Source organism: Malaciobacter mytili LMG 24559, assembly GCF_003346775.1.
GTDB lineage: Bacteria > Campylobacterota > Campylobacteria > Campylobacterales > Arcobacteraceae > Malaciobacter > Malaciobacter mytili.
This window is the reverse complement of record NZ_CP031219.1, coordinates 1,981,860-2,005,119: the sequence shown is the minus strand read 5'-3', so window position 1 is coordinate 2,005,119 and position 23,260 is coordinate 1,981,860. Positions and strand designations below refer to the sequence as shown.

At 26.3% G+C, this 23,260-nt stretch carries 25 protein-coding genes and 3 tRNA genes; 23 read left to right on the top strand and 5 right to left on the bottom strand.

Features of this window, described 5'->3' with window-relative positions; all coding sequences use genetic code 11:
* Positions 1–37 precede the first annotated feature (37 nt).
* From AMYT_RS09790 to AMYT_RS09780, 3 genes are read left to right on the top strand one after another with little or no spacing between them, the layout of a single operon-like run.
* Positions 38–781, top strand: a complete 744-nt coding sequence (locus AMYT_RS09790) for a glycosyltransferase family 2 protein (RefSeq protein WP_114842366.1) — start codon at positions 38–40, stop codon at positions 779–781.
* On the top strand, positions 771–1,868 hold the full coding sequence (locus AMYT_RS09785) for a glycosyltransferase family 4 protein (protein ID WP_114842365.1): 1,098 nt from the start codon (positions 771–773) through the stop codon (positions 1,866–1,868). Before AMYT_RS09790 ends, AMYT_RS09785 begins: the two co-directional genes overlap by 11 nt.
* Before the next feature lie 8 nt (positions 1,869–1,876).
* On the top strand, positions 1,877–2,443 hold the full coding sequence (locus AMYT_RS09780; protein ID WP_114842364.1) for a YrbL family protein: 567 nt from the start codon (positions 1,877–1,879) through the stop codon (positions 2,441–2,443).
* 1 nt (position 2,444) lies between these two features.
* Here AMYT_RS09780 and AMYT_RS09775 read toward each other — a convergent pair whose 3' ends face one another.
* Positions 2,445–4,079, bottom strand: a complete 1,635-nt coding sequence (locus tag AMYT_RS09775) for a sulfatase-like hydrolase/transferase (RefSeq protein WP_114842363.1) — start codon at positions 4,077–4,079, stop codon at positions 2,445–2,447.
* A gap of 134 nt (positions 4,080–4,213) precedes the next feature.
* Between AMYT_RS09775 and AMYT_RS09770 the strand changes: the two genes are divergently transcribed.
* The 6 genes from AMYT_RS09770 to AMYT_RS09745 are packed head-to-tail and all read left to right on the top strand — an operon-like array spanning position 4,214 to position 9,494.
* Positions 4,214–4,960 (top strand): lipopolysaccharide kinase InaA family protein, encoded by a 747-nt coding sequence (locus tag AMYT_RS09770; protein WP_114842362.1) that lies wholly within the window; start codon positions 4,214–4,216, stop codon positions 4,958–4,960.
* Complete coding sequence (locus tag AMYT_RS09765) at positions 4,960–5,937, top strand: glycosyltransferase family 9 protein (RefSeq protein ID WP_114842361.1); 978 nt, start codon at positions 4,960–4,962, stop codon at positions 5,935–5,937. Before AMYT_RS09770 ends, AMYT_RS09765 begins: the two co-directional genes overlap by 1 nt.
* On the top strand, positions 5,924–6,907 hold the full coding sequence (locus AMYT_RS09760) for a hypothetical protein (protein ID WP_114842360.1): 984 nt from the start codon (positions 5,924–5,926) through the stop codon (positions 6,905–6,907). The genes AMYT_RS09765 and AMYT_RS09760 overlap by 14 nt, the downstream gene beginning before the upstream one ends.
* Complete coding sequence (locus AMYT_RS09755; protein WP_114842359.1) at positions 6,889–7,503, top strand: YrbL family protein; 615 nt, start codon at positions 6,889–6,891, stop codon at positions 7,501–7,503. The genes AMYT_RS09760 and AMYT_RS09755 overlap by 19 nt, the downstream gene beginning before the upstream one ends.
* Before the next feature lies 1 nt (position 7,504).
* Entirely contained in the window at positions 7,505–8,566 is a 1,062-nt protein-coding gene (locus tag AMYT_RS09750) for a hypothetical protein (protein ID WP_114842358.1), read from the top strand.
* Between the two features lie 43 nt (positions 8,567–8,609).
* On the top strand, positions 8,610–9,494 hold the full coding sequence (locus AMYT_RS09745) for a glycosyltransferase family 9 protein (protein ID WP_114843183.1): 885 nt from the start codon (positions 8,610–8,612) through the stop codon (positions 9,492–9,494).
* On the opposite strand, the gene gmhA is transcribed toward AMYT_RS09745, so the two are convergent.
* Complete coding sequence (gene gmhA, locus AMYT_RS09740) at positions 9,491–10,057, bottom strand: D-sedoheptulose 7-phosphate isomerase (protein WP_114842357.1); 567 nt, start codon at positions 10,055–10,057, stop codon at positions 9,491–9,493. The genes AMYT_RS09745 and gmhA overlap by 4 nt on opposite strands.
* Positions 10,058–10,184: 127 nt before the next feature.
* On the opposite strand from gmhA, the gene AMYT_RS09735 reads away from it, so the two are divergent.
* From AMYT_RS09735 to AMYT_RS09675, 13 genes are all read left to right on the top strand, one after another.
* Entirely contained in the window at positions 10,185–11,054 is an 870-nt protein-coding gene (locus AMYT_RS09735; protein ID WP_114842356.1) for a glycosyltransferase family 4 protein, read from the top strand.
* Positions 11,055–11,138: 84 nt separating this feature from the next.
* A complete protein-coding gene (gene rpmB, locus AMYT_RS09730) occupies positions 11,139–11,327 on the top strand; it encodes a 50S ribosomal protein L28 (RefSeq protein ID WP_114842355.1) in 189 nt (62 codons plus the stop codon).
* Positions 11,328–11,351: 24 nt separating this feature from the next.
* A complete protein-coding gene (locus AMYT_RS09725; RefSeq protein WP_114842354.1) occupies positions 11,352–12,479 on the top strand; it encodes a potassium channel family protein in 1,128 nt (375 codons plus the stop codon).
* A gap of 1 nt (position 12,480) precedes the next feature.
* A complete protein-coding gene (gene argJ, locus AMYT_RS09720) occupies positions 12,481–13,662 on the top strand; it encodes a bifunctional glutamate N-acetyltransferase/amino-acid acetyltransferase ArgJ (protein WP_114842353.1) in 1,182 nt (393 codons plus the stop codon).
* 135 nt (positions 13,663–13,797) lie between these two features.
* On the top strand, positions 13,798–14,010 hold the full coding sequence (locus tag AMYT_RS09715; protein ID WP_114842352.1) for a YdcH family protein: 213 nt from the start codon (positions 13,798–13,800) through the stop codon (positions 14,008–14,010).
* Between the two features lie 128 nt (positions 14,011–14,138).
* Complete coding sequence (gene gyrA / locus AMYT_RS09710; RefSeq protein WP_114842351.1) at positions 14,139–16,706, top strand: DNA gyrase subunit A; 2,568 nt, start codon at positions 14,139–14,141, stop codon at positions 16,704–16,706.
* Complete coding sequence (locus tag AMYT_RS09705) at positions 16,706–17,743, top strand: aspartate-semialdehyde dehydrogenase (RefSeq protein ID WP_114842350.1); 1,038 nt, start codon at positions 16,706–16,708, stop codon at positions 17,741–17,743. Before gyrA ends, AMYT_RS09705 begins: the two co-directional genes overlap by 1 nt.
* The gene (locus tag AMYT_RS09700) at positions 17,743–18,255 is read left to right on the top strand and encodes a YqhA family protein (protein ID WP_191287664.1); all 513 of its coding nucleotides are present in this window, start codon (positions 17,743–17,745) and stop codon (positions 18,253–18,255) included. Before AMYT_RS09705 ends, AMYT_RS09700 begins: the two co-directional genes overlap by 1 nt.
* 12 nt (positions 18,256–18,267) lie before the next feature.
* Positions 18,268–19,302, top strand: coding sequence for a uroporphyrinogen decarboxylase (gene hemE, locus AMYT_RS09695; protein ID WP_114842349.1), 1,035 nt, complete (start codon positions 18,268–18,270; stop codon positions 19,300–19,302).
* Positions 19,303–19,379: 77 nt separating this feature from the next.
* Positions 19,380–20,285, top strand: coding sequence for a radical SAM protein (locus tag AMYT_RS09690; RefSeq protein WP_114842348.1), 906 nt, complete (start codon positions 19,380–19,382; stop codon positions 20,283–20,285).
* Between the two features lie 72 nt (positions 20,286–20,357).
* Positions 20,358–20,432: transfer RNA gene (locus AMYT_RS09685), tRNA-Asn, on the top strand.
* Positions 20,433–20,462: 30 nt separating this feature from the next.
* Positions 20,463–20,537: transfer RNA gene (locus AMYT_RS09680), tRNA-Asn, on the top strand.
* 23 nt (positions 20,538–20,560) lie between these two features.
* A tRNA-Asn gene (locus AMYT_RS09675) sits at positions 20,561–20,635 on the top strand.
* Positions 20,636–20,660: 25 nt separating this feature from the next.
* Here AMYT_RS09675 and AMYT_RS09670 read toward each other — a convergent pair.
* Genes AMYT_RS09670 through AMYT_RS09660 form a run of 3 tightly spaced genes read right to left on the bottom strand, consistent with a single transcriptional unit; the run spans position 20,661 to position 22,268 of the window.
* The gene (locus tag AMYT_RS09670; RefSeq protein ID WP_114842347.1) at positions 20,661–21,269 is read right to left on the bottom strand and encodes a YczE/YyaS/YitT family protein; all 609 of its coding nucleotides are present in this window, start codon (positions 21,267–21,269) and stop codon (positions 20,661–20,663) included.
* Entirely contained in the window at positions 21,256–21,693 is a 438-nt protein-coding gene (locus AMYT_RS09665; protein ID WP_114842346.1) for a GNAT family N-acetyltransferase, read from the bottom strand. The genes AMYT_RS09670 and AMYT_RS09665 overlap by 14 nt, the downstream gene beginning before the upstream one ends.
* Positions 21,690–22,268, bottom strand: coding sequence for a TetR/AcrR family transcriptional regulator (locus AMYT_RS09660; protein WP_114842345.1), 579 nt, complete (start codon positions 22,266–22,268; stop codon positions 21,690–21,692). The genes AMYT_RS09665 and AMYT_RS09660 overlap by 4 nt, the downstream gene beginning before the upstream one ends.
* A 150-nt stretch (positions 22,269–22,418) precedes the next feature.
* Between AMYT_RS09660 and AMYT_RS09655 the strand changes: the two genes are divergently transcribed.
* Positions 22,419–23,165, top strand: a complete 747-nt coding sequence (locus AMYT_RS09655) for a sulfite exporter TauE/SafE family protein (RefSeq protein ID WP_114842344.1) — start codon at positions 22,419–22,421, stop codon at positions 23,163–23,165.
* Positions 23,166–23,260 lie beyond the last annotated feature (95 nt).

Below are 23,260 nucleotides of genomic sequence, written 5' to 3'. Positions count from 1 at the left end.
AATCTTGGACTATTTTACTTACTAAGGTCTTTTAATTTTGAAAATTACAGCAAATATTATTACATTAAATGAAGAAAAAAATATTGAAGAAGTTATAAAATCAGTTCAAACTGTTTGTGATGAAGTTTTAGTTGTGGATTCTTTAAGTTCAGATAAAACTTGTCAAATTGCAGAAAGTTTAGGAGCAAAGGTAATAAAGCAAGAATATTTAGGTGATGGCCCACAAAAAGCTTTTGGTGCTCCTTTTGCTAAAAATGAGTGGATTTTAAGTATTGATGCTGATGAAAGATTGGATTTAAATGCAATAGAAGAGATAAAAAAGTTAGATTTAGAAAATACTACTTATGATGCATTTTCTTTTGCAAGAAAAACATATGTAGGTAAAAATTTTATAAAACTTTGGTATCCAGATAGGGTTGCAAGATTATACAATAAAAGAAGATGTGGTTATTCTACTGCAAAAGGTCATGCAAAAGTACAAACACAAAATATATGTGATTTGGAAGCTGATATGTTACATTATTCATATGATGATTATGCACATATGATAAGAACTACTGAAAAATTTATAAAAAGAGGTGCTGTTTTAGCCTATGAAGATGGAAAAAGAGCAAATGTTTTTGATCCTTTTATTCATGGAGTAGGGGCTTTATTTAAAGCACTTATTTTAAAAGGTGGAGCTTTTCACGGTATAAATGGCTGGAATGTTGCTGTAATTTCTGCATTTAGTTCTTATATGAAATATGCTCTTATGTTAGAGATGCAACGAAATGAAAAGTAAAAAAATCTTAGAAGTTTGTTTATCCCCTGATTTAGGTGGATTAGAACTTTATATGAGTAGATGTGCAAATGAACTTTCAAAAGAGTTTGAGGTTTCTTGTGTAGTATCTACAACTTCCAAATTAAAAGATTATATTACTACTTTAGAAAAGTTTGAGATAAAAAGAAAAAGTAGTTTTTCTATTTTTTCTTCTTTAAAACTTGCAAAAATTATAGATGATAAAAATATAGATATAGTTCATCTTCATTGGACAAAAGATATTCCTATTGTAGTTTTAGCAAAAATATTTTCAAAAAAGAAGCCTAAAATAGTTCAAACTCGTCATATGACAATGACAAGATTTAAAAATGATTTTTATCATAAATTTTTATATAAAAATATAGATACTATTATTTGTGTTACAAAGGCTTTAGAAGAACAAATTATTAAGTTTATTCCAAATAAGATAAGACCAAAAACAAAAACTTTATATTTAGGTGCAAATGAAGTTGAATTACTAAATGAAAAAGAAATTGAAGCTTTTAAAGGAGAATTAAAAGTAGAAAATTCTTTTATGGTAGGATTAGTTGGTCGAATAAATGAGTTTAAAGGTCAATATCTTTTAATTGAAGCAATGAAAGTATTAAAATCAAAAAACTTAGATATAAAAGCATATATTGTAGGTCATGCAATGAATGAAGAATATCTTGATAAGTTAAAACAAATGCTTAAAGATTATAATCTTGAAGCATTTATAAAATTTGTAGGATTTACAAAAGAACCTTATAAATTTATGCAAGCTTGTGATGTTATTTTAATGACTTCAAAAAATGAGACTTTTGGTTTAGTAACAATTGAAGCTATGAAGAATCAAACAGCTGTAATAGCAGCAAATAGTGGGGGAGTTTTAGAAATCATAGATGATAGAGAAACTGGACTTTTATTTGAAAGTGGAAATGCAAATGATTTAGCATTAAAAATTGAAGAATTATATTTTAATATGCAATTAAAACAAACTCTTGCTAAAAATGCAAAAATAAAAGTTGATGAATGTTTTGATAATAATAAACAATTTGAAAAATTAAATAAACTATTTGAAATGATTTAGGAGTAGAGGTGTTAATTTTAGATGATAAAGATTTTATAGCAAAGGGAAATGAAAGAGCTTGCTATTTACACCCTGATGATAAAAATAAAACAGTTAAAGTTACTTATGTTGGAAATAAAAGACAAATAAGTAAACAATCTCAAAAAGAGATTTTATATTATAAACAACTACAAAAAAGAGGTATTAAAAACTGGAAACATTTACCTCAATATTTTGGGGAAGTTAAAACAAATAAAGGTGATGGTTTTGTACTTGAATTAATAAGAGATTATACAGGTGAAGTTTCTAAAAGTTTTGCTTACTATTTAAAAGAAAATGGTGCTAAAGCATATGAAAAAGAGTTAGAAGTATATAAACAATATTTTTTAGATAATTGTATTATTTTTAATTATGGAATGATGCCTAAAAATATTCTACTTAGAAAAAATAGTCAAACAGATTTTGATTTAGTTTTAATAGATGGATTAGGAGATGTTTCTCATTTTACTTTGCCAAATAAAATCCCTTATTTTGCTAGAAGAAGAATTAGTAGAAGATGGGATAAGTTTGTAAATAAATACTTAAAGAGTAAATAATTTACTCTATAAGTGTTGGAATTTGATTATTTTCTTCGTCAAAAGAGACTTTTAAAATTCCAGATAATCCAGAAATATCCGAGTCACAAACAAAATAATCTTCTTTTTTATTGAAATGTGGAGTTTCTTGTTTATACCCTAATAAATAACTTACTACTTTTCCTATTTGATAATGAGAAATATAAGGAAAATCAGAAAAATTATCTTTTAAATTTTTTGCATTATTTATGCCATATACAAAAAATGGTACTTGATAAACTGAATCATAGTCTAATCTACCATGTCCATTTCTATCCTTATCCCCTAAGTTTGTAGCATGGTCAGAAGTTAAAACAAAAAATGTTGGTCTTTTTGTTTTCATTTGAACTTTTTTTACAATTTCAGATAATATATAATCAATATAATATACTGCATTTTGATATTCAATAGTATTTTGTAATGTATCTTTATTTGAATTTTCTTTTGTAAAAACTTCAAATTCTTTTGGATATGTTTCTTTAAAAGGTGTATGTGCTGAACGATAATGTAATGTTAAAAATGTTGGTTTTTCAAAATCAACTGAATCAATTTTATCAACTAAAAATTGATCTTTTGTTGGAGTATCTATATCTTTTGTAATAGTTGTTCCATCTTCATATTTATCAATCCATTTTGTACACAAATAACTTTTTAACTGTGCAAGTTGTCCTTGTGCTTGTGCACTATAAAAATAAGTTTCAAATCCATTATTTTTAGCCATCTTAAATAAGCATGTATTTGTTGAAATTATTTGAGGAACACCATCTGGTTCTTTTATAATATTAAAAAATGAAGGAATTCCCACATCTGTTACTACTCCTGAAGAAATTCCTTTTTTATATATGAAATTTTCGTTATTTTTTAAAGAATTTAAAAAAGGTGTAGTATTTACATTATATCCAAATAAAGACATATAATCCCTATGTAAAGATTCTCCCATAATCATAATAACATTTATATCTGGATTTTTTAAAACTAAATCTGGTGTGTCTGTTATTGGTTGTTCTAGTCCACTATGTCCTGATATTTTTTTTGGAATAATATTACCAAATAAATATCCTAAAGTTGTAAATGTATTTTTTAATGCATAATACTCTACATTTGGTCTATTACCTTGTTTTGTATTTTTTATATAAACTCTTGCTGGTAAAAAAATTATAAAAGCAATTAGAATAATAGATAAAAAAGGTATTTTTAATCTTTTTTCATCACTGAATTTTAATAAAAAGTAAATACAAATAATAAGTACAGCAATCATAATCGTAGGTAAAATCGCAATTTCTGTTACTGTTCTAAATGTATCATATGTCTCTTTAAATTTTGTAAAGAATAAGTAGTATTCTAAAGGAAAAATCCATGTTCCAAAATATGCAAAGTGTGCAATTTGAAACCAAACAAATAAAGATAAAATAAAATATACAATAAAAATTGCTCTTGTTTTTACAATTGATACAAGTAGCAAGTTAATTATAAATTGTTCAATTATACTTTTTATATTTAAATTAAATGATAAAATATCATTATATACTCTGTATGTTTGTTCTACACAAATAAAAAGCAAAGTAATAATAACAGCTAAAATAATGTTATAACTAAATTTAGATATAAAGTTTTTCATTAGGCCCCTTAAAAAAGAAAAATTAGGCAAGCATATTATTTAAAATATTATTAAAAAGTCATAAACAACTAAGTTTAATAGGAACATATACAATCTTTTGATAAAATATATCTATTATAATATTAAGGAAAAAATTGAGTATTAAATTTGAACTAAATAATGAGTATAAAAATATAAAAGAGTTCTTAATAAATATAAAAGAGTTTTTTCAAGAAAACTCAAATACTATTCATAAAGCAAGAAATGAATTAAAAGTAATTGAGTATAAAGGTATTCGAACTGTTGTTAAAGCATTTAAAATACCAAATATAGTTAATCAAATTGTTTATGCATATTTTAGAGATTCAAAAGCTAAAAAATCATATGAAAATGCCATAAAGCTAACAGCTTTAGGAATAAATACTCCAAAACCAATTGGTTATATAGAATTTTATAAAAACTTTTTATTTAAACAAAGTTTTTTTATTAGTGAGAAACTAGATTATAACTTTACAATTAGGGAACCTTTAAGAGATTTAGATTTTAAACATAGAGAAATTATTATTAAAAAATTTGTACAATTCACTTATAACTTACATAAAAATAATGTTTATCATAAAGATTATTCTGCTGGAAATATTTTAGTAATAAAAAAAGAAGATAGTTATGATTTTTCTATCGTTGATATTAATAGAATGCAGTTTAAACCCATTTCTTTAGAAGTAGGGTTAGATAATTTTGCAAAGCTTTGGTTAGATGAAGATAGTTTAAATATTATTGCAAAAGAGTATGCTTCTTTAGCCCAAGTAGAAGAAAAAAAAGCCATTGATATTTTAAAAAAATGTGATAAAAAATTAAAAAATTTTGTAGAGTTTAAAAGAAAAATAAGAGGTAAAAACTAGTGAATTTACTTATTACTAGGCATGATAAAATTGGTGATTATGTATTAACTTTGCCAATGATTAAAATAGCAAAACAGCAATTAGTAGATACCAAAATTATTGTATTAGTTTCAAAAGTAAATTATGAATTTTCAAAAAAACTAGATTTTATTGATGATGTAATTTTATATGAAGATAGTGTTTTTACTTTAGCTAAAAAAATAAAAGAAAAAAAAATTGATGTTAGTATAAGTGCTTTTACTGATACAAAACTTGCAATAGCTTTGATGTTAGCAGGAGTTAAAACAAGAATTGCTCCAGCAACAAAAATTGCACAAATTTTTTCAAATAAAAGAGTAACTCAAAGAAGAAGTCAAGTAAAAAAAAGGGAATTTGAGTATAACTTAGATTTATTAAAATATTTTAAACCAGATATTTCATTAGATTTTAAAAGACCTCTTTTAAATTTTTCTTCTAAAGAAAAACTAGAAATTTTAAATATTTTTAAACAACAGTTTCAAATAAATGAGGATTTTAAATATATTGTTTTTCATGCTGGATTTGGAGGAAGTAGTGATGGAAATTTAACCCTTGATGATTATATTAATTTAGCAAAAGCAATAAGTAATAAAAAAGGTTTAAAAATAGTTTTTACTTTTGGTCCAGATGATTATAAAAGTTTAGAATATATTAAAGAAAAAATTGATTTTGATGCAATTTTATATGAATCAAAACTATCACTTATAGATTTTTGTAAATTATTATCAAATTTTGAGATTTTTATAAGTACTTCAACAGGACCTATGCATCTTGCAGGAGCAGTTAATATAAAAACTATTTCATTTTTTGGAGATTCTCTTTTTGCAAGTGCAAAAAGATGGGGAACTATAAGTGAAGAAATAAATCAAAATAACTATTGTATACCTAATAATTATACAAAAGAACTTTATTATAAAATTGAAAAAAGGTTAGAAAAATTAGTTGATGAAATATTGTAATAATTTTGAAGAATTAAATTTATTAGTTTTAGAAAAACTTAAAAGTAAAAATCTTATTGCTAAAAATATTGAAGAGAGTGAAAATAAATTTTTAATTGAAAAACAGAATTTAAATATAGTTTTAAAAACTATTTTTAAAAAATGTAGTAAAAATTCATATTGTTTTACTATTTATAGGGATGAGTTTGAACTTGTAAAAGTAGATATATATGATAAAGATATGGAAACTCAAAATAGAGTTTATATTTATTTATGTGAACCTTCATTAATTAATGAAATAGATAAAAAAAACTATTTGAAAATCGTAGAAAAGTATAAAAAGCTTAAAATTTTTCCTGTAATAGGTCCTGATGGAGTAGGGAAAACTACTCTTTTAACAAACTCAATTGATATAAATGAAAAAGAGTTTTTATATAAAAGATTTAAAAAAATAGTAAGAAGGTCTTTTCTTTATAATCTTACTTATCCTATAACAAAAACAATATTAAAAAGAAAACTAAAAGAAAAACCACTAAAAGATCAACATGATGATATATATTATTCTTTAGCAATTTTATCTGGACTTTTTTATTATCCTTATTTGGTATATAATACATATTTAAGAAAAAAAGTTGTTTTTATAGATAGATTTTTTAATGATTATTTGCTTGAAAATATATCTTTTTTAGATAAAAAAACTAAAATAAGAACAAACTGGAAAAAAATTTTAAACTATATTCCAAAAGTTTATTGGAAGATTCATTTAGATGCAAAAGCTAAAACAATTTTATTAAGAAAAGATGAGCTAACAAAAAGAGATATAAAAAAATATAGAAACTTAAATTTTAAAATATATTTAGAAAAGCCTTCTATTATTTATACATATATTAATACACAGCAAGCTTTAGAAAACTGTAAAAATGTTTTACTTTCAACAGCTATTAATGCAAAGGTATTAAAAGAGGAGTCTAATTGTCACAAATACAATTAAATGAGAGTTTATTAATTGCAAAGGGAGGTGAGAGAGCTTGTTATTTGCATCCTTTGGATAATAGTAAAGTTATAAAGATTTTATATACTCAAGGTAATCATAATAATCAAAATAAATTAGAATATATTTATATAAATGATTTAAAAAGAAAAAAAACTGATTTATCTCATATTACAGATTGTTATGGTTTTATTAGTACAAATTTAGGAGAAGGTCTTGTTTTTGATAGAGCTTTGAATTATGATGGAAAGCCTACTAAATCATTTAGATATATGGTTGCAAATAAAATATTAACATTAAAAGAACAAAAAAAATTAATAGAAGAGCTAAAACAATATTTAGAAAAAAATCTTATACTTTTTGTTGATACAAGTTTAACAAATCTTTTTTGTCAAGAAATACAAAAAGATAAATATAAAATAATTATAGTTGATGGGCTTGGTTCAAAAAGAATGGGATTTAAATTTTGGTTATATCGTAATTTTAAAGGCTACACTAAATATAAAATAAAAAGACAATGGGCAAAATTTATGAAAATGTATGAAAAGGATGTAAAAAGAGCTGAACTTGGCAAGCGTCCTTTTACAAGGCTTTAAAATGAATAAAGAACCATTTATTTGGGATAATTATTCTGACCAACCCCATGTAATTAAAGATAAAGCTTATAAAAAAGCTATGAGAAAAAAGCATATTTTTGATTATATAAAACTATTTTTTACTTCACTTTTTATTTTACCTTTTGCAATTTTAGTTATGAAGTTCTTTAAAGGTAAAAAAGAGATTTTAAACAAAGATTTTTATGCAATAGGTGTAAATTTAGATAAAGGAAATACTCAACAAGAGTTAATAGAAGAGTTAGGAGTTAAAAACCTACTTATTAGAGTTCCTTTATGGGATATAAAAAATATTGATTTATATGTAAACTTTGCAAAAAGTTTTACCATAAACTCTTCAAAAAATATTTTAATAAATATTATGCAAGATAGAGAACATATAGAAAATCCAACTTTATTAAAAAATAGTTTAAATACTATTTTTAAAAAATTTGATACTTTAGTAGATGAATATCAAATTGCAACAACTATAAATAGAGCTAAATGGGGATTTTTTAGTGTAAAAGAGTATTTAGACTTTTATAAAGTAGCACAAACTTTAAGAGATGAAAAATTTCCAAAATTAAAACTTTTAGGGCCTAGTGTTATAGATTTTGAATATTATTATAATGCAAGAGCGATGTTTAATTTAGAAAATATTAAATATGATAAAGTAAGTTCACTATTATATGTGGATAGAAGGGGAAGCCCTTATAATACTCAATATGCTTTTTTTGATACAAAAAATAAAATAGATTTACTTTATAGTTTAGTAAAACTTTCACCAAAATGCAGTGATGAGGTATATATTACTGAAGTAAACTGGCCTATATTAGATACTGCTCCTTATGCTCCCACAAGCCAAAAAGAGTGTGTATCAAATGAGTTATATACAAAATATATGATGCAATATCATAAAATAGCAAAAGAGAGTAAAAAAATAAATAGAGTTTATTGGCATCAACTAATAGCTCCTGGTTATGGTTTAGTTGATAATAGAGATGGTAAAATAGTAAAATTACCACAATTTTATGCATATAAAGAGATGATTAATAGTGAAAATTGAAACAATATTTATAGAAATACCTACTTGGTTAGGAGATGCCATAATGACAACTCCTGCAATTGAAAATATAATAAAAACATACCCAAATGCTAAGATTATTCTTCTTGGTTCTTATGTTTCAACACAAGCTTTTAAAGGCTTTAAAAATGTAACTAAAGTAATAATTGATAATAGTAAAAAACAAAATAATAGATATTTAAATCTTATAAAAATTGCAAAAGAAGTGGGAAAAGTTGATTTAGCTATCTCTTTTAGAAGAAGTTTTTCTTCAAAGTTTATGATGTTTTTTATAAAAGCTAAAAAAAAGTTTAATTATAGAAGATTAGTAAAAGAAGAGATACATTTAGTTTTAAGATATAATGATTTTGTAAATAAAGTATTAAACTTAAATAATAAAGCAGGGGATTTAAAGCTATATTTCAAACCTTTTACTTATTTAAAACCAACTTTAGGTATAAATCCAGGAGCTACTTATGGAAGTGCAAAAAGATGGTATCCAAATGAGTTTGCTAAAGTTGCCATTTCCCTTTCTTCAAAATATAATATAGTGATTTTTGGAGGTCCCATGGAGACTGATATTGCTAAAGATATTGAAGAAGAGTTAATTAAAAATGGTATTTTAAATTATGAAAATCTTGCAGGGAAAACTACAATTCCTGAACTTATAGAAAAAATTGCTGGACTTGATTTATTTATTACAAATGATAGTGGACCTATGCATGTGGCAGCAGCTTATAAAGTTAAAACTATAGCTATTTTTGGACCTACAAAGTTTAGTGAAACAAATCAATGGAATAATGAAAAAGGCAAAATAATTACTAAAAATTTAGAGTGTGCACCCTGTATGAAAAGAAGTTGCCCCTTAAAACATCATAATTGTATGAAGCTTATAACTTCTAATGATGTTTTAAAAGTTATTGATAATTAACTTAGTTCATTATCAATAATTTGGCAAATAGTATGACCAAAAAGAATATGCATTTCTTGAATTCTTGGTGTATTATTTGAAGGAACTACAAGATTTATATCACATATATTATTCATCTCTCCCCCATCTCTTCCTGTTAATCCAAGTGTTTTGCAACCAAGTTCTTTTGCAACTTTTAAGGCATTTATAACATTTTTACTATTTCCACTTGTACTAATACCTATTAGTAAATCACCTTTATTTGCTAAAGCTTCAACTTGTCTATCAAAAACTCTATCATAACCATAATCATTTCCAATAGCAGTTAAGGCACTTGTATCAGTTGTAAGAGCAATACCTGGAAGTCCTCTTCTTTCTGTTTTATATCTTCCAGTTAATTCAGCAGCAATATGTTGAGCATCTGCTGCACTTCCACCATTTCCACAGATTAATATTTTATTTCCATTTTTTAATGTCTCAACTGCAAGTTGTGATGCAGCTTCAAGTTTTTCTTGCATACTATTTATTACATTATTAATTGTTTCAAGATGAGATTGAAACTCTTCTGCAATCACTTTTTTCATATAAGAAATCCTTTTTTATTTATAAGGCTGGATTTTAACATAAGAATATTTTAAACTAAATGAAACTTTTATTTTATAGTGATTTTAAAAAAATTTGCTAAAATTAATAAAAATTTTTAGGTACATAATGAAACTAATAACTATTGATTTTAAAAGTAAAACAAATCTAATTGAAGCTTTATTGAAAAAGGAAAATATCAAAGTAATTAAAAAAAAGACTTTAATAGAAAAATTGACTTTTAAAAAAGACAATTATGCTCAAATATATTTTCATAGCGGAAAATTAGAAGATAAAGATATAAAAAAAATAGAAAACTCAAAGTTTACTATTGTAAATTCATACTTTAGTAAAAATAAAATTATAGAAAAATTTCCCCATTTTGATAATAAAATTGAAGTACTTTATCCTTCAATTAATATGCCTTTGTATAAAGAAAAAGAGATAAAAAAACAATTATATTTAGATTTAAAAATTAATAGTGAAAATAAAATTATATTTTTTACAGCAAAGAATTTTAAAACTTCAGGAATAAAAGAGTTTATTGATATAATTAGCAATATAAATTATAAAAATATACAAGTTATTATTGCAGGTGATAATAAACAAATAACAGCTTTAAAATTTCAAGTTTCAAAACTTGCAATAAAAGATAAAATACTATTTTTAGAAGATTATAAACAGCTTGATAAACTATATTATTTAGCTGATATTTTTATTTTGCCAACACATAGCAGTGCTTTTGCTACAAATATTTTAAAAGCAATGTTTGCTAAATGTGCTGTTTTTATCTCTTCTTACTCTAGTGCAAGGGAAGTTGTTGATGTTTTTTCAACAATGAATACTCCAAGTGATGGAAGTACAGTTTTTAAAGTAGATGCTTTACTTGGAAGAAAAGAAGATTTAAAACTAATTAAAAAACAAAATAAACAAGCAGCAGAAGAGTTTACTTTAGATAAAAGTTTAGAAAAAATGCACACCCTAATACAAAGTGTATAAATTCTTAGATTTTTAAATAAAGGTTAAGAATAATAAGATATAATACGCGAATATTTTTCACTAAAAATTAAGAAGGAAAACGATATGGCAAGAAGATGTGCAATTTCAGGAAAAGGGGCAATGGTTGGTAACAACGTAAGCCACGCTAAAAATAGAACTAAAAGAAGATTTTTACCAAACTTAAGAACAGTTAGAGTTACTTTAGAAGATGGTACAACTCAAAAAATCAGAATCTCAGCTAAAGAGTTAAGAACTCTTAAAAAACACTCATAAGAAGGCGCTTAGAAAAGTGCTTTCATGAGCTTCTTTAAAAAAACAAAAAAAGCTCTTGGCTGGGAAATACGGTCAAGCAAGCCTGAATACGACTTAAACCCTTTAATTTATTCTCAATTAAAACCTTTTAGACTACCACTTATTTTAATTCAAATAATTTTAATGATAGGTACATTTGGATATGTATATATTGAAGATTATTCAATAATGCATGCAATTTTTCAATCTGCATATACATTTACAACAACTGGATTTGGTGCTTTAAATGAGGGGAACTTTAGTAATGCAGGTATTGTATTTACTGTTACATTGATGTTATCAGGGTTTGCAGTACTTACTTTCTCAGTGGGGATTTTGATTAATACAATATCAAATGGAACACTTTTCAAGTTAATTAAGGAAAGAAATATGCTTTATAAAATTGCTAGGCTTAGAAGACATTTTGTTATATTTCACCACAATGAATATACTTCTCAATTGGCTAAACAGTTTAGAGAAAATCATATACCTTTTGTGGTGGTTGATTCAAGAGAAGATATGGAACAAATTGCAAAAGAACACAATTATCCATATTTTGTAAAAGAAGAACCTTATAAAGAGATTGCTTTTTTAAAATCTCATTTAAGTTCAGCAAAAGGAGCTATTTCTTTATCAAAAAATATTTCAGATAACATTACACTTATTGCATCAGTAAGATTATATGAAAAAGAGCTTGGAAGAAGTCCATATTTAATTATTTCAAATGCTGAAACACAAAATGATAAAGTAAGATTAAAAAAACTTGGAGCAGATAAAGTGGTTGCTCCTCCATCGTTAATGGCTAAAAGAGTTAGTGCAATGGCTATTAGGCCTGATATGGAAAATGTACTTGATGAATTTTTATATAAAAAAGATACTCCTATTGATATGGAAGAGGCTTTTGTTAGTGAAGAATCTTGGGCTGTTGATAAACAAATTCAAGATTTACACTTAAGGGATAGAATGAAAGTTTCTATTATTGGTATTACTGAAGCAAATGGCAAATTTATCCAAATGCCTAAAGGAACAACAATAATTAGAGCAAATTGTAAATTGCTTTTAGTAGGGAATCAAAAAGGGATTTCAAAATCTAAAAGAATACTTGCGTATAGTCAAAAACCAAAGGATTTATAAGATGTTTACTATTTTGCCAATAAAAGGTTATATTGACCAAATAGATGGATTTTTTTGTGATGGGATTCATGCTGGATTAAAAGCAAATAATGCTTTAGATTTAGGTTTTATTTATAGTGATACTTTATGTGATGTTGAAGCTATTTTTACAGAAAATAAGTTTCAAGCTGCACCTTTAAAACACTATTTAATGTATGAAAAGGATTTTAAAACAAATTTTGTTTTAATTAATTCAAAAAATGCAAATGCACTAACTGGTAAAAAAGGAATAGAAAATATAAATACTGTTTTTGCTTCTTTACCTTTTGAATTAACAAATCCTATTATGAGTAGTACGGGTGTTATTGCAAATCCACTTCCAGTTGAAAAAATTGTAAATGGTGCAAAAACATTTAATTTAAGTGCAAAAAATGGTGAAAATTTATCAAAAGCAATTATGACAACTGATGCTTATTCTAAAACTTCTATGTATGAAGTAAAACTTGAAGATGGAAGTTCATTTAAAATAGGTTCTGTTGCAAAAGGTGCAGGTATGATAAACCCAAATTTAGCAACAATGCTTTGTTTTATTTGTACAGATGCTGCTGTTCCTAAAGAAGATATGAAAGAGGCTTTAAAATTAAATAGCCAAACAACTTTCAATGCTATTTCAGTAGATGGTGATACTTCAACAAATGATACAGTTTTGCTTTTAACAAATAAAAAATCAAATGCTTATAATAAAGAAGCATTTTTTGAAGCTTTAAGAATGGTTATGCATGATATGGCTATGTTAATGGTAGCTGATGGTGAAGGTGCAAAAAAAGCAGTTGCTTTTGAAGTAAAAAATGCAGCAACTTATGAAGAAGCACAAAAAGCTGCAAAAGCTTTATCAAATTCACTTTTAGTTAAAACTGCACTTTTTGGTGAAGATCCAAACTTTGGAAGAATTGCTTCAACAATAGGAGCAAGTAGAATAACTTGTGATGAAGATAAGTTAATTATTTCATATAATGATGTAATTGTATATAAAGAGGGTGAAATCTTCTTTGATAAAGAACAAGAAGCAAAAGCTGCATCAGTTTTACAAAATGATAAATTTAAAATTGTTTGTGATTTAGGTGTGGGAACTTATAACTTTACTGCATATGGTTGTGACTTAGGTTATAAATATGTGGAAATAAACGCAGATTATAGAACATAAATCTATTATTTTTAGGGTAGTTTTATTACCCTAAAAATTAAAAATCTACTTTTTTAATACTTTCTTTAAATAAAAAATCTATTCTAAGAAATTAACTGTTATAATTGTGTTATAACTCAAATTAAAGGATGAAAAATGTTTCATGAACACAGAGATGTTATCACAAAATTAAAGCAAGAAAATGCTCACTTTCATAAAATCTTTGAAAAACATAATGAATTAGATGATGAAATTGTTGAAATGGAAAAATCTTTGGCTGATCAATTTGAGATAGAAAAAAAGAAAAAAGAAAAGCTTAAAATTAAAGATGAAATTTATAGTATGATAATGGACTATAAAAATAACTAAAACTATTAAAAAAGGGATTGAATTTTTTTCAATCCCTTTTTTATTCCTAGCTTAAATTCTCATATTAACTAATACTAAGGCCTTTTTAGCTAAAATATATCAATTTTATAAAATAAAGGCGTTTTTTTATGGAAAACCTTTTCGAAAATCAAGATATTATAGATATTAACATAGAAGATAGCGTTAAAGCTTCTTACTTAGACTATTCAATGAGTGTTATTATTGGACGGGCATTACCTGATGCAAAAGATGGATTAAAGCCTGTTCATAGAAGAATTCTTTATGCAATGCATGATTTAAATATGAGTGCAAGATCTCCTTATAAAAAATCTGCAAGGATTGTAGGGGATGTTATAGGTAAGTATCACCCACATGGAGATAGCTCTGTATATGATGCTTTAGTTAGGATGGCTCAAAACTTTTCAATGAGAGCACCTCTTGTTGATGGACAAGGAAACTTTGGTTCTGTTGATGGAGATAATGCGGCTGCGATGAGGTATACAGAGGCTAGAATGACTAGAATCTCTGAAGAGATATTAAGAGATATTGACAAAGATACTGTAAATTTTGTTGCTAACTATGATGACACTTTAAAAGAGCCTGCTGTTTTACCTACAAGAGTTCCAACACTTTTATTAAATGGAAGTGAAGGTATTGCTGTTGGTATGGCTACAAAAATTCCTCCTCATAACTTAGGAGAATTACTTGATGCAGTTTTACATATGATTGAAAATCCTGAAGCTACTGCTGAAGAGTTAATGGAATTTGTTCAAGGACCTGATTTCCCTACTGGTGGAATTATCTTTGGAAGAAGAGGAATTATTGAAGCATATAAAACAGGAAGAGGAAGAGTTAAGATAAGGGCAAAGCACCATATTGAAACTAGAGGTAAAAAAGAAGTTATTGTATTAGATGAATTACCTTACCAAGTTAATAAAGCTAGACTTATTGAACAAATTGCCACTTTAGCAAAAGATAAGCATATTGATGGAATTGCTGAAGTTAGAGATGAGTCTGATAGAGAAGGTATTAGAGTTGTTATTGAACTTAAAAAAGATGCAATGAGTGAAATTGTATTAAACAATCTTTATAAGTCAACTCCAATGGAGACAACTTTTGGGATTATCTTACTTGCAGTTCATAATAAAGAACCAAAAGTATTTAATCTTCCAGAATTAATAACTCTTTTCTTATCTCATAGAAAAACTGTAATTATTAGAAGAACAATTTTTGATTTAGAAAAAGCAAAAGCTAGAGCGCATATTTTAGAAGGTTTAAAAATTGCTGTTGATAATATTGATGAAGTTGTAAAAATTATTAGATCTTCTTCAAATGATACTGATGCAAAAGAAAAACTTCAAAGTAGATTTGAATTATCTCCTATTCAGTCTCAAGCTATATTAGATATGAGACTTGGAAGATTAACAGGTCTTCAAAGGGATAAACTTGAAGCAGAATATCAAGAGTTATTAATTTTAATTGCTGAATTAGAAGCTATTTTAAGATCTGAAGAAAAATTAAATGAAATAATTACTGAAGAGATTACTGAAATTAAAGATAAATATTCTGATGCAAGAAGAACAGAAATTGAAGATTCATATGATGAAATTGATATTGAAGATTTAATTCCAAATGAGCCAATGGTTGTTACTATTACTCATAATGGATATGTAAAAAGAGTTCCAATTAAATCATATGAAAAACAAAGAAGAGGTGGTAAAGGTAAGATAGCAGTTACTACACATGATGATGATTTTATTGAAAGATTCTTTGTTACAAATACGCATGATACTTTAATGTTTGTTACAAATATGGGACAATTATATTGGTTAAAAGTATATAAAATTCCTGAAGGTAGTAGAACAGCTAAAGGAAAAGCAGTAGTTAATTTAATCAACTTAAGAGCTGAAGAAAAAATTATGGCTATTATTCCAACTACTGATTTTGATGAAACTAAATCTTTAGCATTCTTTACTAGAAATGGTATTGTAAAAAGAACTTCATTGGCTGAATTTAGTAATATAAGAAGTAATGGAGTAAGAGCTATTGTTCTTGATGATACTGATGAGATAGTTACAGCAAAAATTACAATTCCTGGTGCACAATACTTTATGATTTTTACAAGTTTAGGTCAATGTATTAGATTTGAAATTGAAAAAACAAGAGAACAAGGTAGAAGTACAAGGGGAGTTAGAGGTATTAAGTTTAAACATGACTCTGATTTTGTTGTTGATGCTGATGTTATTATAAATGAAGAGCAAGAGTTATTAACTGTATCTGAAAAAGGTATTGGAAAAAGAACAACAGTAGATGAATATAGACTTACAAATAGAGCTGGTTCTGGTGTTATTGCTATGAAATTACATCAAAAAACTGGAAATATCGTAGGTTCTGTTATTGTTGATGAATCACAAGACCTTATGGCTTTAACTTCAATTGGAAAAATGATTAGAGTTGATATGCAAACTATTAGAAAAGCTGGAAGAAATACTTCTGGGGTAATTATAGTAAATGTTGATAAAGGTGATAAAGTTGTATCAATTGCTAAGTGTCCAAAAGAAGAAGATGATGAATTAGATATTGAATCAGCAACAGATTTAGCTGGTATAATTGATGATACAAATTTAGTAGAAAATACTTCTTTAGATGAAGAAAATACAAACTCAAACTTATTAGAAAATGGAGAAAATGAATAATGAGAAAATTTAATGTTGCTGTTGTTGGAGCAACAGGTGCAGTTGGAGAAGAACTATTTAGAGTTATGGAAGCATATGATTTCCCTGTAAATAATATAGTACCTTTAGCAAGTGCTAAAAGTGCTGGAACAACAATTGAATATAAAAATAAAGAGTATAAAGTATTAGAATTAACTGAAACTTCTTTTGAAGAAAATGAAGTTGAAATTGCTTTTTTTAGTGCAGGTGGAAGTATTTCTGCAAAATTTGCTAAATATGCAGTTGAAGCAGGAGCTGTTGTAATTGATAATACAAGTCATTTTAGAATGGAGCCAAATATTCCTTTAGTAGTACCAGAAGTTAATCCAGAAGAGATTGCTAAATGGAAAGAAACGGGAATTATTGCAAATCCAAATTGTTCTACTATTCAAATGGTATTATCTTTAAAACCTCTTGATGAATTATATGGAATTAAAAGAGTTGATGTATCAACTTACCAAGCTGTAAGTGGTGCTGGAAAAGCTGGTATGGAAGAACTTGTAAAACAAATGCAAGCTTTTTTTGCTTTTAAATTAGAAGAGAGTGAAAAAGAAGCATTTGCACATCAAATTGCTTTAAATGTTATTCCTCAAATTGATGTTGCTCAACCAAATGGATTCACTAAAGAAGAGATGAAAATGGTAAATGAGACTCAAAAAATTATGAATAAAAAAATGCAAATTGCAGCAACTTGTGTAAGAGTTCCTGTATTAAGAAGTCATAGTGAATCAATTACTGTTACTTTTGAAGATAATGTTGTAGTTGATGTTGAAAAAGTAAGAGAAGCATTAAATAACTTTGAAAATGTAGAAGTTATTGATGATTTAGAAAATAAACAATATCCTATGCCAATTATTGCTACTGATACAGATATTACTTATGTTGGTAGAATTAGAAAAGATGTTTATGCTGATAATATAGTACACTATTTTAATGTTGCGGATCAAGTAAGAGTTGGAGCAGCAACTAATTCTGTTAGAATTGCTTTAAAATGGATTGAAATGGAGAATAATAACTAATGATTGAAAAGCTTTTTGAAAGCGCAATGTGGCAGTCAAGATTTCTTGTAATCTTGGCTGTTATTTTTGGATTACTTGGAGCATTAGTTCTTTTTATTGTTGCAAGTATGGATATTTTTGAAGTTGCTAAGTTTACATATACTACTATTACAACAGGAGCTCATCCTGAAAACTACCATGAAGATATTGTAAGTGGTATTATTGGAGCAGTTGATTTATATTTAATTGCTGTTGTTATGCTAATTTTCTCTTTTGGAGTGTATGAGCTTTTTATCTCTCCCATAGATTGTAATCAACATGCTTTAGATGATCAAAAAATTCTATCAATTAAAACATTAGATCAATTAAAAGACAAAATTGCAAAAGTTATAGTAATGGTACTTGTTGTAAACTTTTTTCAAAGAGTTTTACACACAGAATATACAACGGCTTTAGAGATGTTATATTTCGCTTTAGCTGTTACAGCTTTATCAATAGGACTTTTCTTCTTAGGAAAAGTTGGAAAAAAATAAAAAGGTTTATAAATGTCAAAAATTTTTGTTGATGCTTGTTTTGGGAAAGAGACACCTTATACTCCAGTTTGGATGATGAGACAAGCAGGAAGATATTTACCAGAATATATGGAAGTTAGAGCGAAAGCTGGAAACTTTTTAAATTTATGTCATAATCCACAGATGGCTTGTGAAGTTACAATTCAACCACTTGATATAGTTGGAGTGGATGCGGCTATTTTATTTAGTGATATTTTAGTTGTACCAAATGAGATGGGAATGCACCTAGAGTTTGTAAAAGGTGAAGGACCTATTTTTAAAGATCCTATTAAAACTGAGGCTGATATTGATGCACTTTTAGGTGGAAAAGAAGCAGCTGATAAATTAACTTATGTTTATGAAACAATTAAACTATTAAAAGAAAAACTACCTGAAGATAAGGCTCTTATTGGATTTACAGGAGCACCTTGGACACTTGCAACATATATGATTGAAGGACAAGGAACTAAAACATATAATATTTGTAAAAAACTTATCTATTCAAATCCAGAACTTATGCATAAATTACTTGCAAAAGTTACTGAAGTTGTAAAACATTATATGGAAAATCAAATTCTTGCAGGTGCTGATGTTGTTCAAATTTTTGATTCATGGGCAGCAGCTTTAGAAAAAAATGCATATTTTGAGTTCTCATGGAAATATATGGTTGAAATTGCAGAATATTTAAAAGAAAAATATCCAGAAATTCCTGTTATTATGTTCCCTAAAGGTATTGGACAATATTTAGATGATATTTATGGAAATTTTGATGTATTTGGTGTTGATTGGTCAACTCCAATGGCATTGGCAAAAGAAAAACTTGGAGATAAATATGTATTACAAGGGAATATGGAACCTTGTAGATTATACTCAAAAGAAAAAACAACAGCTTGTATTGAAAAAATACAAGAAATAATGGGTGGAAAAAGACATATTTTTAATCTAGGTCATGGTATTTTACCTGATGTACCAGTTGAAAATGCAAAACACTTTGTAAATGAATGTCATAGAGTTTCAAAAAAAGCTTAAATCTATTAAAAATTAGAAAAAATAAAAAGAGAAGGTCGTTTGATCTTCTCTTTTTTTATTTAAAAGGAAAAAAATCAATGTCAAATTCAATAATTTTTGGTCCAATTCCTTCAAGAAGATTTGGTATTTCTTTAGGAATAGATTTATCAGTTAGTAAAAAACAGTGTAATTTTGATTGTTTATATTGTGAATTAAAACCTGCTAAAACTATGGATAAAATGAGTGAATACCCAAGTGTTGAAGAGATAATAAATGAAGTTAAAAAAAGCTTTGAAAAGCATCCTAAAATTGATGTTATAACACTAACTGCAAATGGAGAACCAACTTTATATCCCAAATTGGATGAATTAATACAAGAGCTGCTAAAACTTAATACAAAAACACTTATTTTATCAAATGGTAGTACTATTTATAAAAAAGAGGTTTTTGATGCCTTATTAAAACTTCATATGGTTAAATTATCTTTAGACTGTGTAAGTGAGAAATGCTTTAAAAAACTAGATAGGGTTCATAAAAGTATTGAAATTGATAAAATAGTTCCTGCTATGATGGAGTTTTCTAAAAAGTTTAAAAATGATTTTATTTTAGAAGTTCTTTTTGTAAAAGATTTAAATGATAATAAAGAAGAGATAGCTTTATTATATGAAGCTATTAAAAAAATTAATCCCACAAGAGTAGATATAGGAACAATAGATAGACCACCTGCATATAAAGTGCAACCTGTTAGTTTTGAAACATTAGAAAGTATTGCAAACTCTTTTAAAGGTATAAATGTAAATATTGCTTATAAAAATAGACCAAAATTACTTCAAAGTTTCACAAAAGAAGAGATAATTTCTATGTTAAGTAGGCGTCCTTTAACTTTTGAAGATATTGAAAATATGTATGATGAAAATTCAAAAAAAGAGTTAGAAAATCTCTTAAAAGAAGGTAAAATTTCTATAATTGATAGTAGTGGATTAAAATTTTATAAAATTTTGTAAAAATCTCGATATTTACTTGACAAAAGTGCAAATTTTTACTATAATTCCAGCCCATTAAAGGAAATAACATATTCCGAATTAGCTCAGCGGTAGAGTAGGTGACTGTTAATCACTTGGCCACTGGTTCGAATCCAGTATTCGGAGCCATTTCTTTAATGAATACTTTTTTAAATAAGTTCCGAATTAGCTCAGCGGTAGAGTAGGTGACTGTTAATCACTTGGCCACTGGTTCGAATCCAGTATTCGGAGCCACTTATTTAAATCTATTTTTGCGTTCCGAATTAGCTCAGCGGTAGAGTAGGTGACTGTTAATCACTTGGCCACTGGTTCGAATCCAGTATTCGGAGCCACTTTTTTAAAGTAACTCCTTTTTAATCAACTAAAATATTTTAAATCAAATTTATGTACATATTGAATAAAAAACTTTATTATTATGCCTGCAAATATTGCAACTATTAAAGTACCTATTAAAATTGGTCCATTAAAAATAAAAGCAAAAATTACAAAAATAGAACTTAAAATTGCCCTTGAGATAGAAAAACTACAATTTATTAGTTTTGATAATACTATCATTGACCTATCCATTGGATTTGGAGCAAAATCTGCTTGTATATTTAAAGCAACACCTAAACACATCAATACTAATCCTATAAAAAAGCATATAGTTTGAAAAGCTAAACTTTGTGGTTCTATAAAAACTCCTGCTGTAAATATCCAAAAGTCTATACATACTCCTGTAATAAGAGAAGTTACAAGAGCAAAGTATTCAGGGCGTGATTTACTTCCTAGGGCATTTAATAAAACTAAAATAAGCCCTAAAACAATCTCCCAGCTTCCAATAGTTAATCCAAAGGTTTTATATAATCCAACCAATAGTGCATCAAAAGGTCCTGCTCCAAAATTTGATTTTATTGTTAGCATACAGCCACAAGCAAGTATAAAAATACCAATATTATAAAAAAAAACTTTTCTATATTTTTTCACTTTTTAACTCTTTAATCATTAAAATATGTTCAATTCCTGCTTCAAAAAAAACTTTTCCTTCTGCTTTATAACCTAATTTTTCATAAAAGCTTTGGGCATTTGTTTGCGCATGTAATTTTGCTTTTTTAAGCTGTTTTTCTAATGCAATTTCTTCTAAAGCATAAATTAGTTTTTTGCCAATACCATCTTTTCTATATAAAGGTAAAACGCAAATTCTCTCAAGTTTTGCTATATTATCAACTACTCTTAATCTAGCAGTTGCTATGGCTAAATTATCAATAAAAGCAAGTATATGTTCACAGCTTGTTTCATATTTATCAAACTCTTCTTTCATAGATACTTTTTGATCTTCTACAAAAACTTTTTTTCTAATTTCAAAAGCTTTTTCTAACTCTTGTTTTGTTGTTATAAGTTTTATTTTCATTTTTTTATTCCTTCCCAAAAAATATTCCAGATACTTTCAAGTCTTTTATGAAATTCTTCTTTTTCATAAATTAACATTTGTATAGAAATTCCATCAATTAAACAATAAAAAGCAGCCACTAAACTTTCAAGTTCTTGCTTTTTAATTAGACCTGTTTTAATTCCTTCATTAAAGGTTTCTTTATAAATTTTTGAAGATAAAGTTTCCATTTTTTGAATTTCATTTTTAATCTTTTCTTGTAAAAAGGTTGGTGAAAAATGTAAGGCTCTATTAAAAAACATATTGTATAAAGGATAAGTAACAGCAAATTCATATATTTTATAAACTAAAGTTTTTATTTTTATATCTGCTGGTTTTGTACTTATTTGTTTTACTACTTTTTCTAAATAAGTTATATAGTCATTTGTCATTTCTTGAAAAACAGCAAAGTATAACTCTTCTTTTTGAGAAAAGTATGTTGAAATAGATTGTTTTTTTATTCCTACTTCTTGAGCTATTTTTGCTAAAGAGGTAGCTTCATATCCATTTATAGCAAAGTTTTTTAAAGCTGCTTTTTTTATTTTTTCTTTTGTCAAACTCTACTCCTTTTTTACCTGACAGTTGTCAGGAATGAATTGTAACACATTTTTAAAGAAAAAATTACTAAATTACAATTAAACTTTTACTTTTTTTAAAACTAAAGTTTTATTATGTTAGTGTTTTAAACTTTTTTAAAAAGGCATATTGTGGATTTAGAATTTATAGTATTAGTCTCTATAATACTTCTAATTGCTTCTTTTGTTCATGGAGTTGCAGGTTTTGGATTTGCAATAATTCCTACACCATTAATAGCACTTTTTACTGATATTCAAACAGCAATAGTTCTTACTCTTATTCCAACTTTGGTAGTAAACTTAGTAAGTTTTTTAAGTGAAGGTAATACAATAAGTGCTTTTAAGCGTTTTTTACCCTTGGCTTTACTTGTAATGCTAGGAAGTGCAATAGGTACACAAATACTTATTTTTAGTGATTCAAATATTTTTAAACTTTTATTGGCTTTTGTAATTCTTTTTTATCTTTTTGCAAATAAGATAAATTTAACTATTCCTACTTTTAAAACCCATCCAAAATCAACTTTTGTAGGATTTTCTTTATTTGCAGGGCTTATGGGTGGACTTACAAATGTAATTGGTCCAATATTAATGATATATGCCCTTGAAGCAAAATATACTAAAGCTGAATTAATTCAAGCTATGAATCTATCTTTTTTACTTGGAAAAATTATTCAAATAGTGCTTTTTTCAATTAATGGAAATTTTAATACTGAACAATTAACTTTTTCTTTTGCTTCGATTTTACTTATCTCTTTTTCTTTATATTTAGGTATTAAAGTAAAAAGAAAAATAGATACGGCTTTATATTTAAAACTTATAAAAATAGTACTATTTATAATCTCTATAATCCTAATTTTTCAATATTTTAAAGAAGCATAAAACTACCTCTATAGTTTTCAAATAAATTCGCAAAATTTGAAAACACTAAACAAAAGCAGACAAAATTTCAGAGGCAGTTTTATACTCCCTAAAAA

Coding starts and splice junctions, on each gene's coding strand:
- hemE (WP_114842349.1), top strand. CDS start 18,268: ATGTCAAAAATTTTTGTTGATGCTTGTTTTGGGAAAGAGACACCTTAT.
- AMYT_RS09785 (WP_114842365.1), top strand. CDS start 771: ATGAAAAGTAAAAAAATCTTAGAAGTTTGTTTATCCCCTGATTTAGGT.
- AMYT_RS09690 (WP_114842348.1), top strand. CDS start 19,380: ATGTCAAATTCAATAATTTTTGGTCCAATTCCTTCAAGAAGATTTGGT.
- AMYT_RS09735 (WP_114842356.1), top strand. CDS start 10,185: ATGAAACTAATAACTATTGATTTTAAAAGTAAAACAAATCTAATTGAA.
- argJ (WP_114842353.1), top strand. CDS start 12,481: ATGTTTACTATTTTGCCAATAAAAGGTTATATTGACCAAATAGATGGA.
- AMYT_RS09725 (WP_114842354.1), top strand. CDS start 11,352: ATGAGCTTCTTTAAAAAAACAAAAAAAGCTCTTGGCTGGGAAATACGG.
- gyrA (WP_114842351.1), top strand. CDS start 14,139: ATGGAAAACCTTTTCGAAAATCAAGATATTATAGATATTAACATAGAA.
- AMYT_RS09665 (WP_114842346.1), bottom strand. CDS start 21,693: ATGAAAATAAAACTTATAACAACAAAACAAGAGTTAGAAAAAGCTTTT.
- AMYT_RS09715 (WP_114842352.1), top strand. CDS start 13,798: ATGTTTCATGAACACAGAGATGTTATCACAAAATTAAAGCAAGAAAAT.
- AMYT_RS09775 (WP_114842363.1), bottom strand. CDS start 4,079: ATGAAAAACTTTATATCTAAATTTAGTTATAACATTATTTTAGCTGTT.
- rpmB (WP_114842355.1), top strand. CDS start 11,139: ATGGCAAGAAGATGTGCAATTTCAGGAAAAGGGGCAATGGTTGGTAAC.
- AMYT_RS09705 (WP_114842350.1), top strand. CDS start 16,706: ATGAGAAAATTTAATGTTGCTGTTGTTGGAGCAACAGGTGCAGTTGGA.
- AMYT_RS09760 (WP_114842360.1), top strand. CDS start 5,924: ATGAAATATTGTAATAATTTTGAAGAATTAAATTTATTAGTTTTAGAA.
- AMYT_RS09700 (WP_191287664.1), top strand. CDS start 17,743: ATGATTGAAAAGCTTTTTGAAAGCGCAATGTGGCAGTCAAGATTTCTT.
- AMYT_RS09750 (WP_114842358.1), top strand. CDS start 7,505: ATGAATAAAGAACCATTTATTTGGGATAATTATTCTGACCAACCCCAT.
- AMYT_RS09745 (WP_114843183.1), top strand. CDS start 8,610: ATGACAACTCCTGCAATTGAAAATATAATAAAAACATACCCAAATGCT.
- gmhA (WP_114842357.1), bottom strand. CDS start 10,057: ATGAAAAAAGTGATTGCAGAAGAGTTTCAATCTCATCTTGAAACAATT.